This window comes from Cryobacterium soli (genome assembly GCF_003611035.1).
GTDB lineage: Bacteria > Actinomycetota > Actinomycetes > Actinomycetales > Microbacteriaceae > Cryobacterium > Cryobacterium soli.
In genome coordinates, this window is record NZ_CP030033.1 from 3,840,959 (window position 1) to 3,860,069 (window position 19,111).

The following is a 19,111-nucleotide window of genomic DNA, read 5'->3' on the forward strand; positions in this document are numbered from 1 at the left end:
CCTCGCGCTAGGCGAGTCCTGGTCAGCCTCGGGAGGAGACCGTGAGGTCGGGCCCCGGATGCAACACGGCATTGACGATGGCACGGACGGCCAACTCGCTGGCCTCGGCCAGCTCGATCTCCGTCGGATGCAGCAGCCACTGCAGCTGCAGTCCGTCCATCACGGCGAGGATGCTCGGCGACGCGGCGTGGATCGTCGCGGGTTCCGTGACGCCCTCCTGCCGGCACAACACTGGGAAATTCAGTTGTCGGCGTCAGCGCCCACCCGCGACAGGAGCTTGAAGTCCGTCAAGCATGATGCGCAGAAGGAATCGGCTCTGCGGACTGTCTGCCCCTGCACGCGCGGCACGAGCGGAGTGAGCGATGCCGCAGAGGAGTAGGACAACGTCTGACGCCGCGACATCCGGCCGCCGGCGACCAGCTCGGCGCCCCGAAAGATCATTCTCCGGTCATTCTCACACGACAGTCCGGCAGCGGCCCAGGATGCCTCTTGTCCGGTCCGCTTCAGGTTAGGCGGCGGACTCGAGCCAGGCGGCGACGGCGGCACGGGCGGCCGCAGGTTGCTCGTGGAAGAGCAAATGGCCGGCACCTTCGATGACGGTGAACCGGGCCGTGGGCATCGCGGCGGCCATTTCTTCGGCGCTGTCGAGCGGGATGAGCCGGTCCTGGGCTCCGTGGATGATGGCGGTCGGGCAGGTGATAGACGGCAGCATCGAGCGCAGGTCGGCGCGCTGCACCACGGCCCGTTGCTGACGGAGGAACGCCGATGGTCCGACCGGCTCGGTCATCGCACGCCAGGTAGCCAGAAGAGAGTCGTTCGATATGTTCTCCGCGGCGACAACGCCGGCGAAGGCAGCATCCACCAAGGCGGAGAACTGGCCGTCTTCGACCAGCGCGGACTGCCGTGCGCGCGCCTGCACCTGTTCGGCGGTATCGGCGCGGGCGGAGGTGCTCACCAGGGCCAGCGCGGTGACCCGCTCGGGCGCCTGGCGAATGACCTCGAGGGCCACATACCCGCCCATGCTCGTGCCGAGAACGGCGATCTCACCGGCGTTCTCCTGCAGGATGCGGGCTGCCATCTCCGCGATCGTGTCGTCTCGACGGGTGTCGGCGAGGGTGACCTGCCCGTGCCTCCAGACCGTGTCGAGCACGGGCGCGTACGCGAGGGGAGAGCAGAGCAGCGGTGGGATCAGAACGATGTTCACGGGGGCAGTCTCGTTGCGGCCACCGACATCCGCCCCGCGCGGTCGTGGATGATTCGGGCAGCGTCACCGCGAACAGGGTGCCGTTGGTGCGCTCCACGATGAGGCCGGGGCCGTCGGCCACGACGATGGCCGACCGGCCGGGCAGCACTCGGTACCCCCAGCCGCCCCATTCCATCGGAACAATGTTTCGTTGGGGCACGAGTCAGCGCGAGCCGTGCCGGCGCGATCCTGCTTCCGCCACCCGGTCGACGAGCCGTTGCAGCGAATCTTGGAGCCGTCGAAAAGATCCGGGCTGCAACGTGACGCTCGCCTCATCCATGTAGGTATCCCGCCGAATCTCGAGCATGACCGAGCTCACTCGGGTGTCGCGGTGGTAGTGCTTGAGCGGCACATAGGCGCCCGCGAACGGCGCGTTCGAATTCGTGGCGAGGTGGCCGAAGCTTTCCGTGACGGCGCCCAGCAGGTCATCGGATGCATGGAACGAGTCGAACCCCACGCACAGCGGCGCCCGGTAGCCACCACCGTGAAGCTCATAGGCAAGCTCGTGTTGCGGGTAGGAGTGCACGTCGATGATCACCGCGTGCCCGTGCGCAGCCAGGGTCGCGTCGACCAGCTCCGTGAACCGCGCCGAGTAGGCGGCGAAACGTTCGAGGAGCGGTGCGGTGTTGCCGGGGGAGACCCGGCGGATCTCCTGCCTGTGGGAGCCGTGGGTGTACAGCACGCCCATGCCCACCTGGTTCATCTCCTCGGACTCGTCGGGAAACCGCTCCACGTCCACGGCAAATCGGGAGAGCCCATTGATGACCGCGCTCGCGCCGGTCGTGCCGGCGACGAGGGTGTCGGTGAAGTGGTCGGTCATCGCATCCTTTTCCACCTCGAGCTCATCTGCCGAGATCAGGAAGTCGCTCAGGTACTCGGCCGGGATTGCTCGCCCACCGTGGGGCGCGTGCAGGATGATCGGGGTGCTGGCGGACTTGTCGATCACCCGGAAGAGCTCGTCAGTGGTGTGAGTTGGTGCGGTGTCGGTCATTCGGGTCCCCTTCGTCGATGCCGTCGAGACCGAGTGTCGCAGGGGGCACCGACAGTGCGACCGTCGACATCGGTTCGGTGCATGCGCCGACGGTCGCTTGGTCCTCGGCGGAGCCCCAGACACCGTCCGCATCCTGAATGAGCACATCTCCTTTCAATAGAGACGCGGATCTACGGCGGCGCCGGTGTGGAAGTTCGTCAGCAACACTTAGACGGACCCGTCACTGCGACACCCAGCGCCGAGGGTGCATATCGCAAACAATATAGAAAACAGATGATCTCACTCTGATACGGTCTACCCATGCCCGCTCCACACCCCACCCCGCCCGCAGACACCACCCCCGAAATCGACTGGACCTCCGACGGCATCGAGACCGAGCTGGGCTGGTCGCTCACCGCGATGTACCAGGGCCACTCCCGGGCCGGCAGTGTCGCCGTGGCCAAGGTGCCCGGCGGCCCGCGCGGCTACCAGGTGCTCGTGGCGATCACCACCGAGGAGCCCACCTCGCAGCTCGCGTTGGCGAACCGGCTCGGCATCGACAAGACCGCCATGACCTACATCATCGATGCGCTCGAGACGGATGCGCTCGTCGAGCGCCGCCCCGACCCGCGCGACCGGCGAATCCGCCAGGTGTACCCCACGGAGGCCGGTCGGGCCCGGCTCGGCACCGCCCGCGTCGCCCTTCGTGCAGTCGAGAGCACGCTCATGGGCGGACTGTCCACCGACGAGCAGACCCAGTTGCGGCGGCTGCTGGCCAAGGCTGCCCTCGGCGCCGGCGCCACCGCGGCCACCCTCCCCGCTGCCCCGCACGACTCGAACGTTCCGGTGCCCGCCCCCGAGCGATCCCGTCGCCGCCCCACACCTCCCACAGAAACAGAGACCCCCTCATGACCACTTCAGTTCTCGTCGCCGGCGCCACCGGCGACCTCGGCCAGCGCATCGTGCGCGACCTACTCACCCACGACACCCGCATCCGCGTGCTCACCCGCCCGGGCAGTGGCACCGCCGCCGCCCTCTACGGCGCCAACGACCGCATCGACATCGTCACCGCCGCGTACACCGACCCCGCCGCCCTCACCGCCGCCGTCTCCGGCACGGATGTGGTCGTCTCGGCCGTGAGCGGCACCCGCCCGGTGATCGTCGACGCGCAGCGTGCCCTGCTCGCCGCGGCCGTCGCGGCCGGGGTGCCCCGCTTCATCCCCTCTGATTACTCGTCGGACTACCGCCAGATCGCGCTGGGCAGCAACCGCAACTTCGAGCTGCGCCGCGAGTTCGCCGCCGACCTCGATGCGGCCCCGATCCAGGTCACCTCCGTGCTCAACGGTGCCTTCGCCGACATGCTCACCGGCACCGCGCCGATGATCGCGTTCGGCCGCCACAAGGTCATGTACTGGTCCTCCGCCGACCAGATCCTCGACTTCACCACCAAAGACGACGTCGCCCGGGTGGTCGCCCTCGTGGCCCTCGACGCCGACGCGCCCCGCGTCGTGGAGATCGCCGGCGACCGGGTCACCGCCCGCGGCGTGGCCCAGACCATGTCGGAGCTGACCGGCACCCCGTTCAAGCTGCAGTTCGCCGGCACCACCGGCACCCTGTCGCTGCTCGCCAAGGCCGTGCGCCGCTTCTCCAAGACCACGGATGCGCCCTTCCCCGTCTGGCAGGGCATGCAGTACTTCGTGAGCATGTTCAGCGGGCAAGCCCAGTTACACCACGTCGATAACGACCGGTACGGCGACCATGAGTGGACGACCGTGCGCGATGTTCTTGCCGCATACGTGGCCAGTCAGCCTGAGGTATAGCGGGCAGCCGTCGAATCCGTGGAGTTGGCGTCGAATGTGACCTTGGAGAACTGATGGTCGACCCGGGCGAAACTGCCGAAGCGAAGGAGCATCTCCTCACCAGGAGCGAGGCCGTCGCTCTCCATGACGCAGACTCATGCGGCTCAGGCGCTGCGGGTGCTGCCGCGAATCGAAAAATCTAGCCTCACTTCCACCCAGGTGCAGCTCTGGACCGAAGCCTTCGCCACAGCCAGTGCCGTGCCTCTCAAGACGAAGGGGTGGCTCGCCACCGAGTTCTGGCCCCTTAGGAGCTGGTTCTCGAGCTCGTCGATGTCGCTTTCATACTGCCGTCACCTCGATGATTGCGTTAGAAAATTGAGTGGAGCGTCACGTAGGTGAGCAGGACCGCGCACAGCCCACCAAAAATGGAGAGACTATGTCCCCACCGAACATAGGTGTCTTGGTGTCGCTGGCCCTGGTAAGAGTCGGCAACGGCGTGTAGAAAGAATCCCACGAGAGAAACGGTGGCAGCCCACAATGCAAGACTCGCGGTGACTAGACCCGAAATATCAAGGCTGATCATCACATTTGTTGCGCCGACGAGGGCTAATAAGATGACAGCCGCGAGTAGCCAGAGCCTGTGCTTGAAGGCGAGGCGCTTAATCCCTGTGTATGGATACCTTCTCTGCAGAGTGAGACGATCCGTCTCGGACGCTACCACCTGACTTGGATTCTGCGCGTCTCTGTTCGCGAAGTCAGGCGGTGTTGCTATCTCCGACCACGTAGACCCGAGCTTGTCCTCGTGCTTCAGGAAGAGGAGGTACTGCCGTGTGTGCAGACGAAGAACGAACGACTTCCACGCGCCGCCGTCGTCGATGCCTAGACTCTCGCCGTATGCGTTGCGAAACTGAATTACGTTTCCGACGATCTCATCGAGATTCCACGTAAGGAAGCCGGATTTCTTTGTCTCCCATTGCCATCTCCATGGTTCGCGATGGCGGCTCGACAGAGGCTTTCTGGCGTCGCGACTGATTTTTCTATCAACCTTCCTAGGGCTGTCCGGTTTGGCGTGCACTTGCGCCACATTGTCTACCCGTTCCACGCACCAATAAAGCTGAAAGTACGCGCGGATCAATGTGGCCCTGTGCGAAACGTCGGGCACCGAACACGAATATAGGGCAGTGGCGATCGTGTCGCGTGCTTCGGCCACTTCGCCTGTTGTTAGCTCTCGGTGGATATCCGCAAGCGCTTTCTGCTTTTCTCGCTTGCGAGTGCCTAGCATGTAAAAGCCTGCGACGACGGCTATTGCGACCGGAGTTGCTGCTCCAATCCATGAAACAACCTCGTCCACTGTTCCCCCTTGTTAGCACCCTGAACCTAGCAGGCTGTTGCGCGCCTTCGCGCCCAAGTCGAAGTGGCCCCGCGGTGCTCGTGAGGCTCGCAGGAAACATTGAAACGGACTCCCCTAAAGCGACGGTTTGGTGAAGAGACCGCCGACCATTCACGACTGCACGGGCACCGTCTGAGGACAATCGCAATCGCGGCCGGGCGAAACGTGAAAGCTCAGTGAGCGCCCGCGTCTCAGGTGGGTCGACACGCGTAGGGCGCTGACCTCGGCATTGTGCTGGTTCGCTCCGGTAGCATCGGGAAGGCTGGCCTACTCGGGCCAAGCGAAGCAGACGGGGGCGTCGTGACCAAGCCGTGGCTATCCGCAGATGACTCTGCTGCCCGTAATGAAGCCCATAGTCGCACCGCCCGCACCTGTGTCGCCAAGAAAAGCCAACTAGTTCGGAGAAGCGCCCGCCGGCGCGAGTTCCAGACCGCCACGTCGGACGACTGGGTAGGCGCCGACTGCGCCACCAAGTCGGGCCGTGACGAGGCAGGGGTCTGACAGCTTGCGCATCATCAACAACGTTACCGATCTGCTCGGAGACGACCTCAAGGCCGAGATCACCTCGGCCTCCAAAGTTCGCATCGCCGCATCCACCTTCTCGATTTTCGCGTTCGAGGCGCTCCGCAAAGAACTTGAGCACGTATCTGAGTTGCAGTTCATTTTCACCTCGCCCTCCTTCGCGACGCAGGAAGTCACGGATAAACTGCGCAAAGACCGACGAGAGTTCTTCATCCCGGAGGGGAATGCAGAATCTAGCCTGTATGGCAGTGAGTTCGAGATAAGACTCCGCAACAAGCTCACCCAGCGCGCTATCGCCAAAGAGTGCGCCGATTGGGTGCGCCGCAAGGTGACCTTTAGATCCAACGCAACAGGAAACCCGATGCAGCCCTTCGCAGCGGTCGACGATGGTGCGGCGTACTTCCCGATCCAGGGTTTCACAACGACCGATTTGGGGTACGAAAGTGGCCCCGCCGTCTCAAATGTTGTTACCAAGTTCGAAGGGCCGGCCGAGACACAGCAGTTCCTCGACTTGTTTGACCAAATCTGGAACAACACCGGCCAAGTCCGCAACGTCACTCAAGCGGTCTACGAGCACATAGCGAGCGTGTACGCGGAGAACTCACCCGCGCGTATCTATTTCCTAATTCTCTACAACGTGTTCGCTGATTTCCTTGAGGACATCAGCGAAGATGTATTGCCGAACGACCGTACTGGTTACCAGGAGACGAAAATTTGGCAGAGCCTCTACAACTTCCAGCGCGATGGCGCCACCGGCATCATCAACAAGCTAGAGACTTACAACGGTTGCATACTTGCCGACTCGGTGGGTCTTGGAAAGACTTTCACCGCATTGGCAGTGATCAAGTATTACGAGCTGCGCAACAAGTCGGTGCTGGTCCTTTGCCCAAAGAAGCTTGCCGAGAACTGGACCAACTACAACGCCAACCTCACCACCAACGTTTTCGCGTCCGATCGATTCAACTACGACGTCCTGGCTCACACAGACCTGTCGCGTACGAGCGGCGAGTCGCTTGGCTTGCGATTGGATCGAGTCAATTGGGGCAACTACGACCTAGTTGTGATCGATGAATCGCACAACTTCCGAAATGCCGACTACGCCGAGGAGAAGGAATCGCGTTACCAGCGCCTCATGAGGAAAGTCATGCGCGAGGGCGTAAAGACGAAGGTGCTGATGCTCTCGGCAACTCCGGTGAACAACCGGTTTAACGATCTGAAGAACCAGCTCCAGCTCGCCTACGAGGGTGAGTCGGAGAACCTAGCTCAGCACCTTAATCTGTCCACAACCGTGGAGAAGGTCTTCTCTGACGCACAGCGGGTATTCAACGAGTGGTCAAAGCTGGGACCCGAGCAGCGTACGGCCGATCGCATCCTTCAGATGCTCGACTTCGACTTCTTCGAACTACTTGACGCAGTTACCATCGCTCGCTCCCGCAAGCACATCCAAGCGTTCTACGACACATCCGAGATCGGCGCGTTCCCGGAGCGCCGCCCTCCGTTGTCGATCCGTGAACCGCTCACTGATCTACCAGATGTCCCGGGGTTCAACGAGATTTTCGCGCAGCTGCAAGAACTCACGCTAGCCGTCTACACGCCGCTGGCGTATGTGTTCCCGAGCAGGCTTTTCAAATACGAGGACCTCTACAACGTCACTACCGGAAACGCCCGGTCCAACCTCGGACAGGCCGGCCGCGAGCAGGGTCTCAAGAAGCTCATGACGGTTAACCTGCTCAAACGGTTGGAAAGCTCAGTCGAGGCCTTCCGTCTGACGCTCGTGAAGATTGAGCAGGCGGTGGATACAAAGCTCCGGCGTTTGTCGGCTCACAACGGTCACTTGACCGATGACCTCGATCTGACTGACTTCGATTTTGATGTCGACGATGAAGATGACGCCAATATTGAAGCGATTTCTTTCGGTGAGAAGATCAAGATCGACCTCAACGACATTGACATCGAATCCTGGCAACGCGACCTCTGGAATGACCGGGAGACGCTTCGAGAGCTGCTCGATGAGATGCGCAAGGTCACCCCAGACAACGACCGCAAGCTCAGCAAGCTCAAGCAGCTCATTGAGAACAAGGCGCGTCAGCCAATCAACGATGGCAACCGCAAAGTCCTAGTGTTCTCGGCGTTCGCTGACACCGCCAACTATCTCTATCGCGAGCTTGCCGACGTGCTCGTTGCAGTAGGGCTGGAGGCGGCCGTTATTACAGGTGGCAGCCATGGGGCAAAGACCACGCTCGGAACCGGGTTCGACTTCCAGCAGGTCATGGCGATGTTTTCACCACGATCGAAACAGCGACACCTAACCATGCAAGACGAGACTCGTGACCTCGACGTGCTCATTGGCACCGACGTGATCAGCGAGGGCCAGAACCTCCAGGACTGCGACTACCTGATCAACTACGACATCCACTGGAACCCGGTCCGTATTATCCAACGCTTCGGCCGCATTGATCGCATCGGTTCTCACAATGCTCAGATACAGCTCGTGAATTTCTGGCCCGACATCTCCCTCGATGAATACATCAATCTCAAGGAGCGCGTCGAGAACCGCATGGTGATCGCAGACCTCGCCAGCACCGCAGATGACAATCTTCTCACCCTCGAAAACCCCGATGCGGCGTTCCGTAGAGAGCAGCTCCGCAAACTCCAAGACGACGTCATCGAGCTGGAGGACGTGCGAGCCGGGGTCTCCATTACGGACCTTGGGCTAAACGACTTTCGAATGGATCTGCTCGGCTACGTCAAGGTATATGGTGACCTCGCCACGGCTCCCAAAGGACTACACGCCGTCGTGCCGGCCGACCCGGGTGCAGGTCTCGTGCCGGGGGTGATCTTCGCGCTGCGCAACGTAAACGCCGATGAGAAATTCAACCGAGGCAACCGACTCCACCCGCACTACCTTGTCTACCTCGATGATCAGGGACAAGTTGTCGCCGACCACACGGAAGCCAAGCACCTACTTGATCTGATCCGGGCAGGGTGCCGCCCCTTCGATGAGCCCGTCGCCGGCGTTGTTCAAACCTTCAACGTCGCGACTGGCGAGGGCTCCCAAATGGGGCAGTACTCTTATCTGCTCACCAAGGCGATCCATTCGATGATCGACGTTACCGAGGAACGCGATATCGATAGCCTCTTTACCGGAGGTCAAACCTCGGCCCTGACCCAAACGATCACGGGACTCGATGACTTCGAATTGACGGCGTTTGTCGTTGTCGTCGACCCCGTCCAAGCGATGGAAGTCAATGGTTGATCTGCTGTATAGGTGGCCTGCCGCAGCCAAATTCGGCGGCCGTGTGCCCAAGGACAAGTTCTACGAGTACGGCAATGTGAGCTCCGCTGTGCGTGAGAAATTCGTGTCCGAGGTTCAGCGCATTACCTGGGCCTACAAGCTTGCCGAATCTACTATCAACCTCCACGGCAGCACGAGCGTGCCTGAGTTACAGGTCTTTCAAATTGACACCAAGATCGGCGATGTCGCCGATCAGGTCCTGTCCGCGATCGACAGGGCGATTCAATACCCGATTATCTTCGAGATCACGCGAGCAACCTCCGGGGAACGGCAGGTCCGGATGGTCGCAGCATACAAGCAGCTCAGCGCGGGTGCTTTGAAACTTAGCGCCTACTACTCGACCGGTTGGCACCCCGCCGATGCAGAACGGCAGTCGCTCCCTGCAGCAATTAGCTTGCCTGCCCTTTACTCGGCGATCCTGGTGTCGCTGACGCCGGTGACGGTACGGCACGATGAGGAGATGCCAGAGCTGGCCAACAGGCTGGTAACCGTGCGGAAGCTCGAACGCGAGATCACCGTCCTAGAGCGCAAGCTCCGAACCGAGCCGCAGCTCAACCGCAAAATTGAGCTGCGCCGCGCCCTCAAAACTAGACAACAAGAACTCGAACAGCAGAGGTAACCCGTGGAGAAACTACGCATGACGTCGGCAGACTTGACCGACGCCAATATCGACAGGCTCGCCGTCCTGTTCCCGACCGTCGTGACTGAGTCGATTGACGCTGACGGTAACGTCCAGATGGCCGTCGATTTTGATCTGTTGCGCCAGGAGCTCTCCGACCACGTTGTTGAGGGGCCTCAGGAGCGTTATCGGCTCGATTGGCCGGGCAAGCGAGCAGCCGCGTTCGCTGCCAACGCGCCCATCGCCAAGACTCTACGTCCGGCCCGTGAGGAGTCCGTCGACTTCGACTCCACTAAGAATCTGTTCATTGAGGGTGACAATCTGGATGTGCTCAAGCTGCTCCAGGAGTCTTACCTCGGCAAGGTCAAGTTAATCTACATCGACCCGCCATACAACACTGGACGCGACTTCATATACGACGACGATTTCGCGGAGACAACAAGTGAATATCTCCTTCGTTCTGGCCAAGCAGACGAAGAAGGACAAAGACTGGTTGCGCTGACCGACAGCGATGGTAGATATCACTCTGACTGGCTGAGCATGATGTATCCCCGGCTCAAGCTCGCGCGCAATCTGCTTCGCGAAGACGGTGTCATTTTCATCTCGATCGACGATCACGAAGTCGACAATCTGCGAAAGGTCTGCGCGGAAGTGTTCGGAGCACAAAACTTCGTGGCACAAATCATCTGGCAGAAAGTTTTCTCTCCAAAGAACTCAGCGCAGTGGTTCTCAGAGGACCACGACTACATTCTGGTGTTCTCCAGAGACAAGTCTCGGTGGGTGCCCAACTCGCTCCCAAGAACCGACGAGATGGACGCCCGGTATAAGAATCCTGACGAGGACCACAGAGGGCCATGGACCTCGTCAGACCTTGCTGCTCGCAACGCCTACGCTGCCGGACTGTATCCGATCACGACGCCAAGCGGACGGGTCATTGATGGTCCTCCACGCGGACGATACTGGGGTATCTCGGCGGCACGGTTCAAAGAACTTGATGCTGATGGTCGCATTTGGTGGGGCGAGGCAGAAGACAATATGCCGCGATTGAAGCGGTTCCTTTCAGAGATGTCGGGCGGACGTACCCCGCAGACTCTCTGGCCCTACTCTGAGGTTGGGCATACTCAAGAAGCCAAGAAGACGCTTCTCAAGTATGTGCCGTTTGAGCACACGGAGAATGTGCTGAACTCGGTGAAGCCCGTCCGACTGATCCAGCGCATCCTTCAACTTGCTACGTCACCTGACACGCACGATATCGTTCTCGACTTCTTCAATGGCAGCGGCACAACACCTCACGCTGTATTCGCTCAGAACGCTGCAGATGGAGGGAACCGCCGATTCATCTCTGTGCAGATCGATGAGCCGCTTCCGGTTCCTGAGCCTACGTTCAACTCGATTCTCGGGATGAGTCTTGAACGTATCAAGAACGTCGCTGCTGAACTCGCCACGGGGATTTCCGTCGGTGACCTCGGGTACCGATTGGCACGTGTGGACACGACGAACATGGCAGATGTATTGCGCGTGCCTGATGACACGAACCAGCTCGCGCTCGACTCGCTTGAGGGCAGCATAAAGCCAGGTCGCCGTGGCGAGGATTTGTTGTTCCAAGTTTTGCTGGACTGGGGCCTTGAGCTCACGGCGCCCATAAGCGTCGAGCAGATTGAGCGGAACGAGGTGTTCGTCGTCGAGGATGGTGCCCTGATCGCCTGCTTCGACGAGCAGGTCAGTCCAGGGGTCGTTCATTCGATCGCGAAGCGTCAGCCGCTGCGCGCTGTGTTTCGCGATTCCGGCTTCGCCTCGGATGACGCGCGGATCAACGCGGAGCAGGTCTTCCGTGAGGTGTCTCCGGCGACCGACGTGAAGGCGATCTGATCGGGATGAAACTACAGTTCAAGGTCCAGAAGTACCAGACCGACGCTGTTGACTCGGTCGTCGAGGTTTTCGAGGGTCAACCCAAGCGCGACGGCATGTCCTATCGAATCGACCCAGGCAAGGTGATGCCTGCTTCGAACCCGACGCTGTTCGAGACGAACGATACGCCGGAATCTGGTCTTCGGAATGCAGACATTGCGCTCTCCTCTGCTCAACTGTTGGAGAACGTTCATAAAGTTCAGCGGTCTCGTAACCTCCCGCTTTCAACGACACTTATCGACAGCAAGGCGGCCCCCGGGGCTCCGAACCTGGACGTTGAGATGGAGACGGGAACGGGCAAGACATACGTGTACATCAAGACGATCCTGGAACTGCACAAGCGGTACGGCTGGTCGAAGTACATCATTGTTGTGCCCTCAGTTGCGATCCGTGAGGGCATCAAGAAATCCCTCGATGTGACAGCGGAACACTTTCAGCAGCACTATGGGACGAAGCCACGGTCGTTCATCTACAACTCCTCCCAATTGCACGAGATCGAGCGGTTCAGCTCCGATGCTGGGGTGCAGGTGATGATCATCAACATTCAGGCATTCAACGCGACAGGTAAAGACAACCGCCGTATCTACGATGTGCTCGATGACTTCCAGTCGCGGCGCCCGATCGACGTAATAGCGGCGAATCGACCTATCGTCATCATTGACGAGCCGCAGAAGATCGGCGCTGCGAAGTCCCTCGATGCTCTCTCGCGCTTCCACGGCCTCATGATGTTGCGCTACTCGGCCACTCACAAAGTTGAGCACACAAGGGTGCACCGCCTCGATGCCTTGGATGCATACAACCAGAGGCTTGTGAAGAGAATTGCGGTGCGAGGCATCACAGTAAAGGGGCTAGCCGGATCCACCGCGTACCTATACCTGGTTGCGATCGAGATCGCCAAGGGTGCCAAGCCGCGTGCTCGGATTGAGCTCGAAGTTCAAACCCAGACTGGCATCAAACGTCAGTTCAAGCGCCTCGACGTCGGTGCGAACCTGCACGATGTGTCGAACGGCATTGAAGCCTACAAGGGCTTGTTCATCACGGAGATCGACGCGAGCCGTGACGTGATCGAGCTGAGTAACGGTGACGTTGTGATCGCCGGACAGCTTGCCGACCGCGACGTCACGGAGGAGACGAAGCGGCGCATCCAAATTCGCGAAGTCATTCGCGCCCACCTCGATAAAGAGCGTGCGCTGTTCAGCCAAGGCATCAAGGTACTTTCGCTATTCTTCATTGATGAGGTCGCCAAATACCGTGACTACGGCCGCGAAGACACCCTCGGCGACTACGCCCGCATATTCGAGGTGGAATTTGCCGCGATTCGCGACGAGGTGCTCGGCGAGCTGGCGATCGATGACGTAACTGGGGAATTCCAGCAGTATTTACGGCGCGATGAGATTCGACGGATACACGAAGGCTACTTCTCGATCGACAAGAAATCCAAGCATCAAGTGGACGGCAACGTCTCCGGCCGTGGCGACGACAAGGGCCAGTCGAACGACATTGATGCGTACGACTTGATATTGAAGGACAAAGAGCGACTGCTCTCGCTCACAGAGCCAGTCCGATTCATCTTCTCCCACTCCGCGCTACGCGAGGGCTGGGACAATCCCAACGTGTTCGTTATGGGCATGCTCAAGAAGAGTGATAACTCTATCTCCCGGCGCCAAGAGATCGGCCGTGGCCTGCGACTCTCCGTAGACCAGCACGGCATCCGCATGGACAACCCCGCGACTGTACACGATATTAACGAGCTGACGGTGGTGACTGATGAGTCGTACACCAACTTTGTTGCCGGTCTTCAGAGGGAGATTTCGGAGTCCCTTGCTGGCCGACCACGCAAGGCAACCCCCGAGTACTTCGTTGGCAAGACTCTTGAGGATCTTCCAACCGGAACCATTCACGCGATCACGCTAGATGAGGCAAAACAACTTCAGCACTGGTTGACAATTAATGCGTTTATCGACTACGAGCAGCACCTCACCGACAAGTGGCTCGGTCGCGCCGAATTGACTGAGATGCCCGAGCTACCAGCCTCGCTGCAGCCGTATTTTTATCAGGTTGGCGAACTAATCGACGCTCTCCACGTCGCGATGCCGGAGATCACCGATGGCCGCAAGCCAAAGAGGATCCCGCTCAACGAGGCGAACTTCGCGCGGAAGGAGTTCCAGACGCTGTGGGGCCGGATTAACCGTAAGGCGGTCTACCAAGTCGAGTTTGACTCAGACGAGCTCATCCTCGAGTCGATTAGGTACCTGGATAAGCACCTGAAGGTCGCCGCGATGCAGTACGTCATCCGGGCAGGGCAGCAGCGCGAGAAGTTGGAGGCTGACGACCTCGCCGGCGGCTCGGGGTTCGCGGTGTCGTCCACACAGACTCACACTGAGACCGTTAGTGCGGGATCGCAAGTGAAGTACGACTTGCTTGGTGAGATCGCCGAGAAGACCCAGCTCACCCGTCGTACGGTTGCCGCGATCTTGCGAGGCGTGGCGCCGGGCACGTTTGGAAAGTTCCGGCTCAATCCGGAGCAGTTCATCACCGAGGCCGCGAGGTTGATCAACGAGCAGAAGGCGACTGTCATCGTCGAGCACTTGGCGTACGACACTCTGGAAGACCGGTTCGACTCAGCGATCTTCACTGAGAATCAAACGGCACAGGACTTCAGTAAGGCGGGCGCCAAGCTCAAGAAGCACGTTTACGACTTCGCAGTGACCGATTCGAAAATCGAGCGCGCGTTCGTCACCGAACTCGACACAAGTACGGAAGTCGCTGTTTACGCGAAACTCCCGCGCGGGTTCTTCATCCCCACTCCGGTCGGTAATTACAACCCAGACTGGGCGATCGCGTTCACAGAAGGCAGCGTCAAGCATGTCTACTTCGTAGCTGAAACCAAGGGCTCTCTTTCAACGCTCCAGCTCAAAGGAGTGGAGGACGCCAAGATCGAGTGTGCGCGCAAGTTCTTCGCCTCCATCAGTGAGAAGAACGGCCAAGACGTCTCCTATGACGTCGTTACCGACTACACAGAGCTGATGCAGCTCGTGACGGCGTAGGTCCATCTGTGGCCGATTCTCGGAGCGCTTTCAAAGGCTTGCAACCTCGGTCCAATTGGAGTCGATAGGTGACGATGAACCCGCCGACGCCGCCGAGTTGTCGAACGCGACGGGCGGGATTTTCTAAGCCTCACCCGGTCTCCGTGGAAGTAGCTTCCAGGAAGCTAGTCCATCCACCGAAGATTCATCGCTCAGGGACATCAGTCCCGGGTCTCTACAAAGATCGGTCATAGTGCTCACGCAGGTAACGTCCCCACAGCAGGTTTTCTTCTCCCCGCAGCGCTTGGTCGTACCGCTGTTTCAGCGACCATATGTGTGGTCGCGCGAGAATCAATGGGAGCCGCTGTGGAGCGACGTGACGCGACTTGTGGATGCCATAGCGACTGGTGACAGCGAGGCGACGCACTTTCTCGGCGCAGTCGTCCTTCAGGCGCAAACAACCGCTCTCGGAGAACTCCCGCAATACACCATCATCGACGGACAGCAACGGTTGACGACTCTGCAGATTTTGCTTGACGCGCTTCATGCTCAGTTAGATGCGCGCGGCTATGTCGCACTGGCCGGGCAGGTCCTCGCTCTCGTTGAGAACCCGGAGTCCTTTAGGCAGAAGCCTGCCGACCGATTCAAGGTCTGGCCGACGAACCGGGACAGACTGGCATTCGCGGCAGCGATGTCCGCAGTGGCACCGATTGACCATTCCAACCTGCCGGCGGGCCGGCTGGTCGATGCACACGAGTACTTTTTCGTGGCGATCGGGGAATGGTTGGATGCCGAGCCGGAACAAGTCGATAGACGCGCTGGACTCCTTGTACCAGCCATCATGACGAGGCTCCAGATCGTCTCGATTCAGTTGCTTTCACACGAGGACGCACAGGAAATCTTTGAAACCCTGAACGCTCGGGGAACACCGCTGACGGCGGCTGACCTGATCAAGAACTTCCTCTTTCAACGCCTGGAGAAGGATGCGGAGGCTACTGAGCGCGCCTACCACGCCTATTGGGCGGACTTCGAAACGGCGTTCTGGGAGACCGAGGTCTCTGCCGGACGAATCAAGTACGCCAGAAGTTCGTTGTTTCTCACCCAATGGCTAACTGCTAAGACCTTGAAGGAAATCCCTGCGAGAGAGGTCTTCATGCAGTTCAAGCGCTACGTGAGCGAGTCTGGCACGGACGTACTATCTCTGGTGCAGTCACTCAGCGCCGCTGCCAATCGCTACAAGGCGTTCACCTTGGGAGCCGCTGCTCGCGATGGGGCCCTAAGCCGCCTTGACCTCTTCGTCTACCGGACGAGTACCCTCGACTCCGAAATCGTTAAGCCTCTGCTCATCTGGCTAGGTGAATCGAACCAAGCGGCGATCTCCGTTGAGGAGAGAAACGGTCTGCTAGATAGTCTGGAGAGTTGGTTCGTGCGTCGGGCGCTCGTTCGGGCACAATCGCAGGGGACCAACAAGCTGATGCTTGATCTTCTCACCCAGCTGACAAAACGGCCCGCTGGGACCGGAGTTGATGCGGTTGCCCGGACGTTTCTCTCCACCCAGACGTCGAGCATTGGTTACTGGCCAGACGATGCGGAACTGCGCCGTGAACTAACTGATTTTCAGGCCTACAAGAAGTTCCGGAAAGGGCGCCTTCGAATGGTGCTCGAAGCGATCGAAGACCGTCTACGAGGCTTCCCTGACGGCGGCTCCTTCTCCGTGTCGCCGGTGTCTAGGGGCGTATGCACTATCGAGCACATCATGCCCCAGGAATGGCGCGCAAACTGGAGTGGAGGCGAGGATCCTGAGACCGAGGGGGAGCGAGACAGCCTGGTTCAAACCCTCGGAAACCTGACCTTGGTCACGCAGAGTCTCAACGCGAGAATGTCGAATGCAGCTTGGTCTGCCGCGAATGGCAAGCGTGCTGCGCTCATCCGACACGACACGTTACTTCTCACGCGAGACGTCGTGCACGAGCACCCTGAGTCATGGGCGGACGCGGATATTCGAGAACGCACTGAAGGCCTCCTCGAAGCGTTGACCTCCACGTGGCCGGTGCCGGACGGACATCGCGTTTCGAGTGACCGAGCCGTTGAGCGCGCCCAGTACCGAACCGAGGTCATCGACCTCGTGCGCGCTGGCCTGATCAAGGCGGGAACAACGCTGTATGCAAAGCCAGCTGCGCATAGAGGGAAGACCGCATCTGTAAACGCGGACGGCACTATTGCCATGGACGGTATCTCTTTTGGAACTCTGAGTGGCGCGGCTCGTCATCTCTCGGGCGGTGGTGCTGTAGCGGGCTGGAGCTTCTGGACAATTGATGCCGGGTACACGCAAACCATGGCCGACGTTCGAGATCAACTGGCTCTCGGCTCGAGTACCCTGAGCGACCCCGCCCCTGATCCGCGATCCTGAGCTAAATGGCGGCATCGACGCTGGCGGCTTTAATCTATAGCACCCACTTCAGGGGCCAAAAGCGGTGTGATCGACCGCCATGGCTCAGCCGTGGAGTGCAGTGAATCGGCGGCGCTCAACCCATGTCGCTTAGGGAAACGGGCGGGTTCGATCGAACTGGACGGTAATGCCGCCTCGGTAGGGGCCTATATATTGGCTATTAGCCAACAGGGTTGGTCAGGCTAGGTGCCGGGCTTTTGCACAGCAATGTGTATTGAGGCTGAGATCACCAAAGATCGCAGTTGTGGGAGCGTACTTTCAACCCGGCCCAGCCGCCCCCTAGGGAGAAACATTGTTGCGCGTTTCTGAGCTTGAGCTGGACGAGGCATGCGCGAAGCTGATTCGCAAGCATGAACGTTACATGAGGGAGTTGCGAATCGACGACGTCAGGAGGTCTCGAAGACGTACGTCCCCCGCTAACGCGCAAGTCCGTCGGCCGACCTACTGGGACGTGGATGCGGGATTCGACCCGTATAAAGTACGGCGAAACGCCAGTTCGATCGTACGTGCAGTCAACTTGGCGCTGGCGAACCGTGATTACCGCCCACGTCCGCCGATTGCCCACTCCGTTCCAAAGTCGAGCGGAGGAAATCGCGTAGTTTCAGTCTTCCAAATCGTCGACTCTTTGGTTTCTCGGATTGCGTACAAGTCTTTGATGACTAAAAATCGCGCTTTAGTAAGCGCGCGATCGTACGCCTATCGGGACGATCTCTCTACGCATGACGCCATTCAGTATGTGGCAAGCGAGTTCCGCACGGTTGAACGTATATTCGTTGCTGAGTACGATTTCTCGACATATTTTGACTCAATCAGTCATGAGCACCTGCGACAGTCACTGGACCGCCACGGATTCCTGATGACGGGACGCGAACGCGACGTGATCGACGCCTTCCTGGCCACCCCGCTCGAAGAGGAAGCCACCTATAATTCCAGAGCCCTACCGAGACTCAGCCAGGTCGGGATCCCGCAAGGCACCTCGATCTCACTTTTTCTGGCGAATGTCGCCGCATGGCAGATGGACCGGTCGTTAGAGCGAATTGGGGTTGGCTTCGTAAGATATGCAGATGACACTCTGGTCTGGTCTCGTGACTACGGCCAGATCACTGACGCCGTTAACGTGCTCAAGGCACAGAGCGCTGAAATTGGCGCAGATCTGAATCCTCACAAGTCCAAAGGCATTCGTCTTTTCACGCCACCAGCTGAACCCTCAGAAATTGCAAGCACAGACACCGTTAATTTTGTGGGCTACCGTTTCGCTCGCGGCGTGGTGGGGGTTAACGACAGCGTCATTAGGCGGATTAAGGGCCGTGTCCATCAGCTCGTGTGGGCCAACCTGCTGCAACCGCTTGATCAGGGAACCTTGAATCGGGCGAGAATCGCCCCGCGCTTTGATCGCGATTATGCTGTTCTCCTGGGACAGATCCGACGGTACTTGTACGGGAATTTTTCAGAGAGCAAGCTCCGAGAACTCGAGCGGGGGGCTGTCAAAAGAATCCGCTTTCCGGGTATTTTGTCTTACTTTCCTCTTGCAAACGACGCGCAACAGATGCAAGACCTCGATGGCTGGTTGGCAGACACTCTCTATCAGGCGTTGCGTAAGCGTGCACGACTCGCTAGGGCCGCGGGAATCTCGGTCCTTCCAATGCCCCACGGACTGTCCAAGGCAGAGCTGCTCGTGGCGTCATCGCTCACGTCAAAGGGAGCTGCGGTCGATCTTCGAGTGCCGTCAGTCGCCCGATTTATGTCGGTTCTAAATCGAGCGGCTACGGAACACGGACCAAATGTGGTGAGTCGTGGCACAGGCGCAGAGGTCTATCAGTACTCCTTTGTGGACTTCGCGTCTTGATCGCATGGGCGTCCGGGCATCACGGTTACGTCCTATCTAACGCG

13 protein-coding genes and 1 pseudogene are annotated in these 19,111 nt (G+C 59.5%); 8 read left to right on the plus strand and 6 right to left on the minus strand.

All coding sequences use genetic code 11. The features are described from left to right. Positions 1 to 22: 22 nt before the first annotated feature. The 4 genes and pseudogenes from DOE79_RS17865 to DOE79_RS17880 form a co-directional block, all read right to left on the minus strand. Complete coding sequence (locus DOE79_RS17865) at positions 23 to 232, minus strand: hypothetical protein (RefSeq protein WP_181445831.1); 210 nt, start codon at positions 230 to 232, stop codon at positions 23 to 25. A gap of 21 nt (positions 233 to 253) precedes the next feature. Next, positions 254 to 370: pseudogene (locus DOE79_RS21195) on the minus strand (hypothetical protein); the annotation flags it as partial. Between the two features lie 138 nt (positions 371 to 508). Continuing rightward, the gene (locus DOE79_RS17875) at positions 509 to 1,204 is read right to left on the minus strand and encodes an alpha/beta fold hydrolase (RefSeq protein WP_120339648.1); all 696 of its coding nucleotides are present in this window, start codon (positions 1,202 to 1,204) and stop codon (positions 509 to 511) included. 202 nt (positions 1,205 to 1,406) lie between these two features. After that, the gene (locus DOE79_RS17880) at positions 1,407 to 2,234 is read right to left on the minus strand and encodes an N-formylglutamate amidohydrolase (protein ID WP_162942826.1); all 828 of its coding nucleotides are present in this window, start codon (positions 2,232 to 2,234) and stop codon (positions 1,407 to 1,409) included. 300 nt (positions 2,235 to 2,534) lie between these two features. Between DOE79_RS17880 and DOE79_RS17885 the strand changes: the two genes are divergently transcribed. Together DOE79_RS17885 and DOE79_RS17890 are read left to right on the plus strand one after the other, a co-directional pair. Next, positions 2,535 to 3,125, plus strand: coding sequence for a MarR family winged helix-turn-helix transcriptional regulator (locus DOE79_RS17885; protein ID WP_120339650.1), 591 nt, complete (start codon positions 2,535 to 2,537; stop codon positions 3,123 to 3,125). Further along, a complete protein-coding gene (locus DOE79_RS17890) occupies positions 3,122 to 4,033 on the plus strand; it encodes an NmrA family NAD(P)-binding protein (protein ID WP_120339651.1) in 912 nt (303 codons plus the stop codon). The genes DOE79_RS17885 and DOE79_RS17890 overlap by 4 nt, the downstream gene beginning before the upstream one ends. On the opposite strand, the gene DOE79_RS20670 is transcribed toward DOE79_RS17890, so the two are convergent. Beyond that, positions 4,018 to 4,158 carry a hypothetical protein gene (locus tag DOE79_RS20670; protein ID WP_162942827.1) on the minus strand — a complete coding sequence of 47 codons (141 nt, stop codon included), beginning with the start codon at positions 4,156 to 4,158 and terminating at the stop codon, positions 4,018 to 4,020. The two genes, DOE79_RS17890 and DOE79_RS20670, sit on opposite strands and share 16 nt — an antisense overlap. 221 nt (positions 4,159 to 4,379) lie before the next feature. Then, the gene (locus tag DOE79_RS17895; RefSeq protein ID WP_162942828.1) at positions 4,380 to 5,363 is read right to left on the minus strand and encodes a hypothetical protein; all 984 of its coding nucleotides are present in this window, start codon (positions 5,361 to 5,363) and stop codon (positions 4,380 to 4,382) included. Positions 5,364 to 5,907: 544 nt separating this feature from the next. On the opposite strand from DOE79_RS17895, the gene DOE79_RS17900 reads away from it, so the two are divergent. From DOE79_RS17900 to DOE79_RS17925, 6 genes are all read left to right on the plus strand, one after another. Beyond that, the gene (locus DOE79_RS17900; protein WP_120340419.1) at positions 5,908 to 9,180 is read left to right on the plus strand and encodes a helicase-related protein; all 3,273 of its coding nucleotides are present in this window, start codon (positions 5,908 to 5,910) and stop codon (positions 9,178 to 9,180) included. Further along, the gene (locus DOE79_RS17905; RefSeq protein ID WP_120339653.1) at positions 9,173 to 9,838 is read left to right on the plus strand and encodes a DUF4391 domain-containing protein; all 666 of its coding nucleotides are present in this window, start codon (positions 9,173 to 9,175) and stop codon (positions 9,836 to 9,838) included. The genes DOE79_RS17900 and DOE79_RS17905 overlap by 8 nt, the downstream gene beginning before the upstream one ends. Before the next feature lie 18 nt (positions 9,839 to 9,856). Beyond that, positions 9,857 to 11,707, plus strand: a complete 1,851-nt coding sequence (locus DOE79_RS17910; protein ID WP_245977004.1) for a site-specific DNA-methyltransferase — start codon at positions 9,857 to 9,859, stop codon at positions 11,705 to 11,707. 5 nt (positions 11,708 to 11,712) lie between these two features. Further along, positions 11,713 to 14,793 (plus strand): type III restriction-modification system endonuclease, encoded by a 3,081-nt coding sequence (locus tag DOE79_RS17915; protein ID WP_120339655.1) that lies wholly within the window; start codon positions 11,713 to 11,715, stop codon positions 14,791 to 14,793. A 232-nt stretch (positions 14,794 to 15,025) separates the two neighbouring features. Then, positions 15,026 to 17,182 carry a GmrSD restriction endonuclease domain-containing protein gene (locus tag DOE79_RS17920; protein ID WP_220094258.1) on the plus strand — a complete coding sequence of 719 codons (2,157 nt, stop codon included), beginning with the start codon at positions 15,026 to 15,028 and terminating at the stop codon, positions 17,180 to 17,182. Between the two features lie 400 nt (positions 17,183 to 17,582). Then, a complete protein-coding gene (locus DOE79_RS17925; RefSeq protein WP_245977342.1) occupies positions 17,583 to 19,067 on the plus strand; it encodes a reverse transcriptase domain-containing protein in 1,485 nt (494 codons plus the stop codon). Positions 19,068 to 19,111: the final 44 nt, after the last annotated feature.

What these genes read in the sequence shown, in the direction of transcription:
- DOE79_RS17880 (WP_162942826.1), bottom strand. Translation starts at nt 2,234, where the DNA reads ATGACCGACACCGCACCAACTCACACCACTGACGAGCTCTTCCGGGTG.
- DOE79_RS17885 (WP_120339650.1), top strand. Translation starts at nt 2,535, where the DNA reads ATGCCCGCTCCACACCCCACCCCGCCCGCAGACACCACCCCCGAAATC.
- DOE79_RS17890 (WP_120339651.1), top strand. Translation starts at nt 3,122, where the DNA reads ATGACCACTTCAGTTCTCGTCGCCGGCGCCACCGGCGACCTCGGCCAG.
- DOE79_RS20670 (WP_162942827.1), bottom strand. Translation starts at nt 4,158, where the DNA reads ATGGAGAGCGACGGCCTCGCTCCTGGTGAGGAGATGCTCCTTCGCTTC.
- DOE79_RS17905 (WP_120339653.1), top strand. Translation starts at nt 9,173, where the DNA reads ATGGTTGATCTGCTGTATAGGTGGCCTGCCGCAGCCAAATTCGGCGGC.
- DOE79_RS17910 (WP_245977004.1), top strand. Translation starts at nt 9,857, where the DNA reads ATGACGTCGGCAGACTTGACCGACGCCAATATCGACAGGCTCGCCGTC.
- DOE79_RS17915 (WP_120339655.1), top strand. Translation starts at nt 11,713, where the DNA reads ATGAAACTACAGTTCAAGGTCCAGAAGTACCAGACCGACGCTGTTGAC.
- DOE79_RS17925 (WP_245977342.1), top strand. Translation starts at nt 17,583, where the DNA reads ATGAGGGAGTTGCGAATCGACGACGTCAGGAGGTCTCGAAGACGTACG.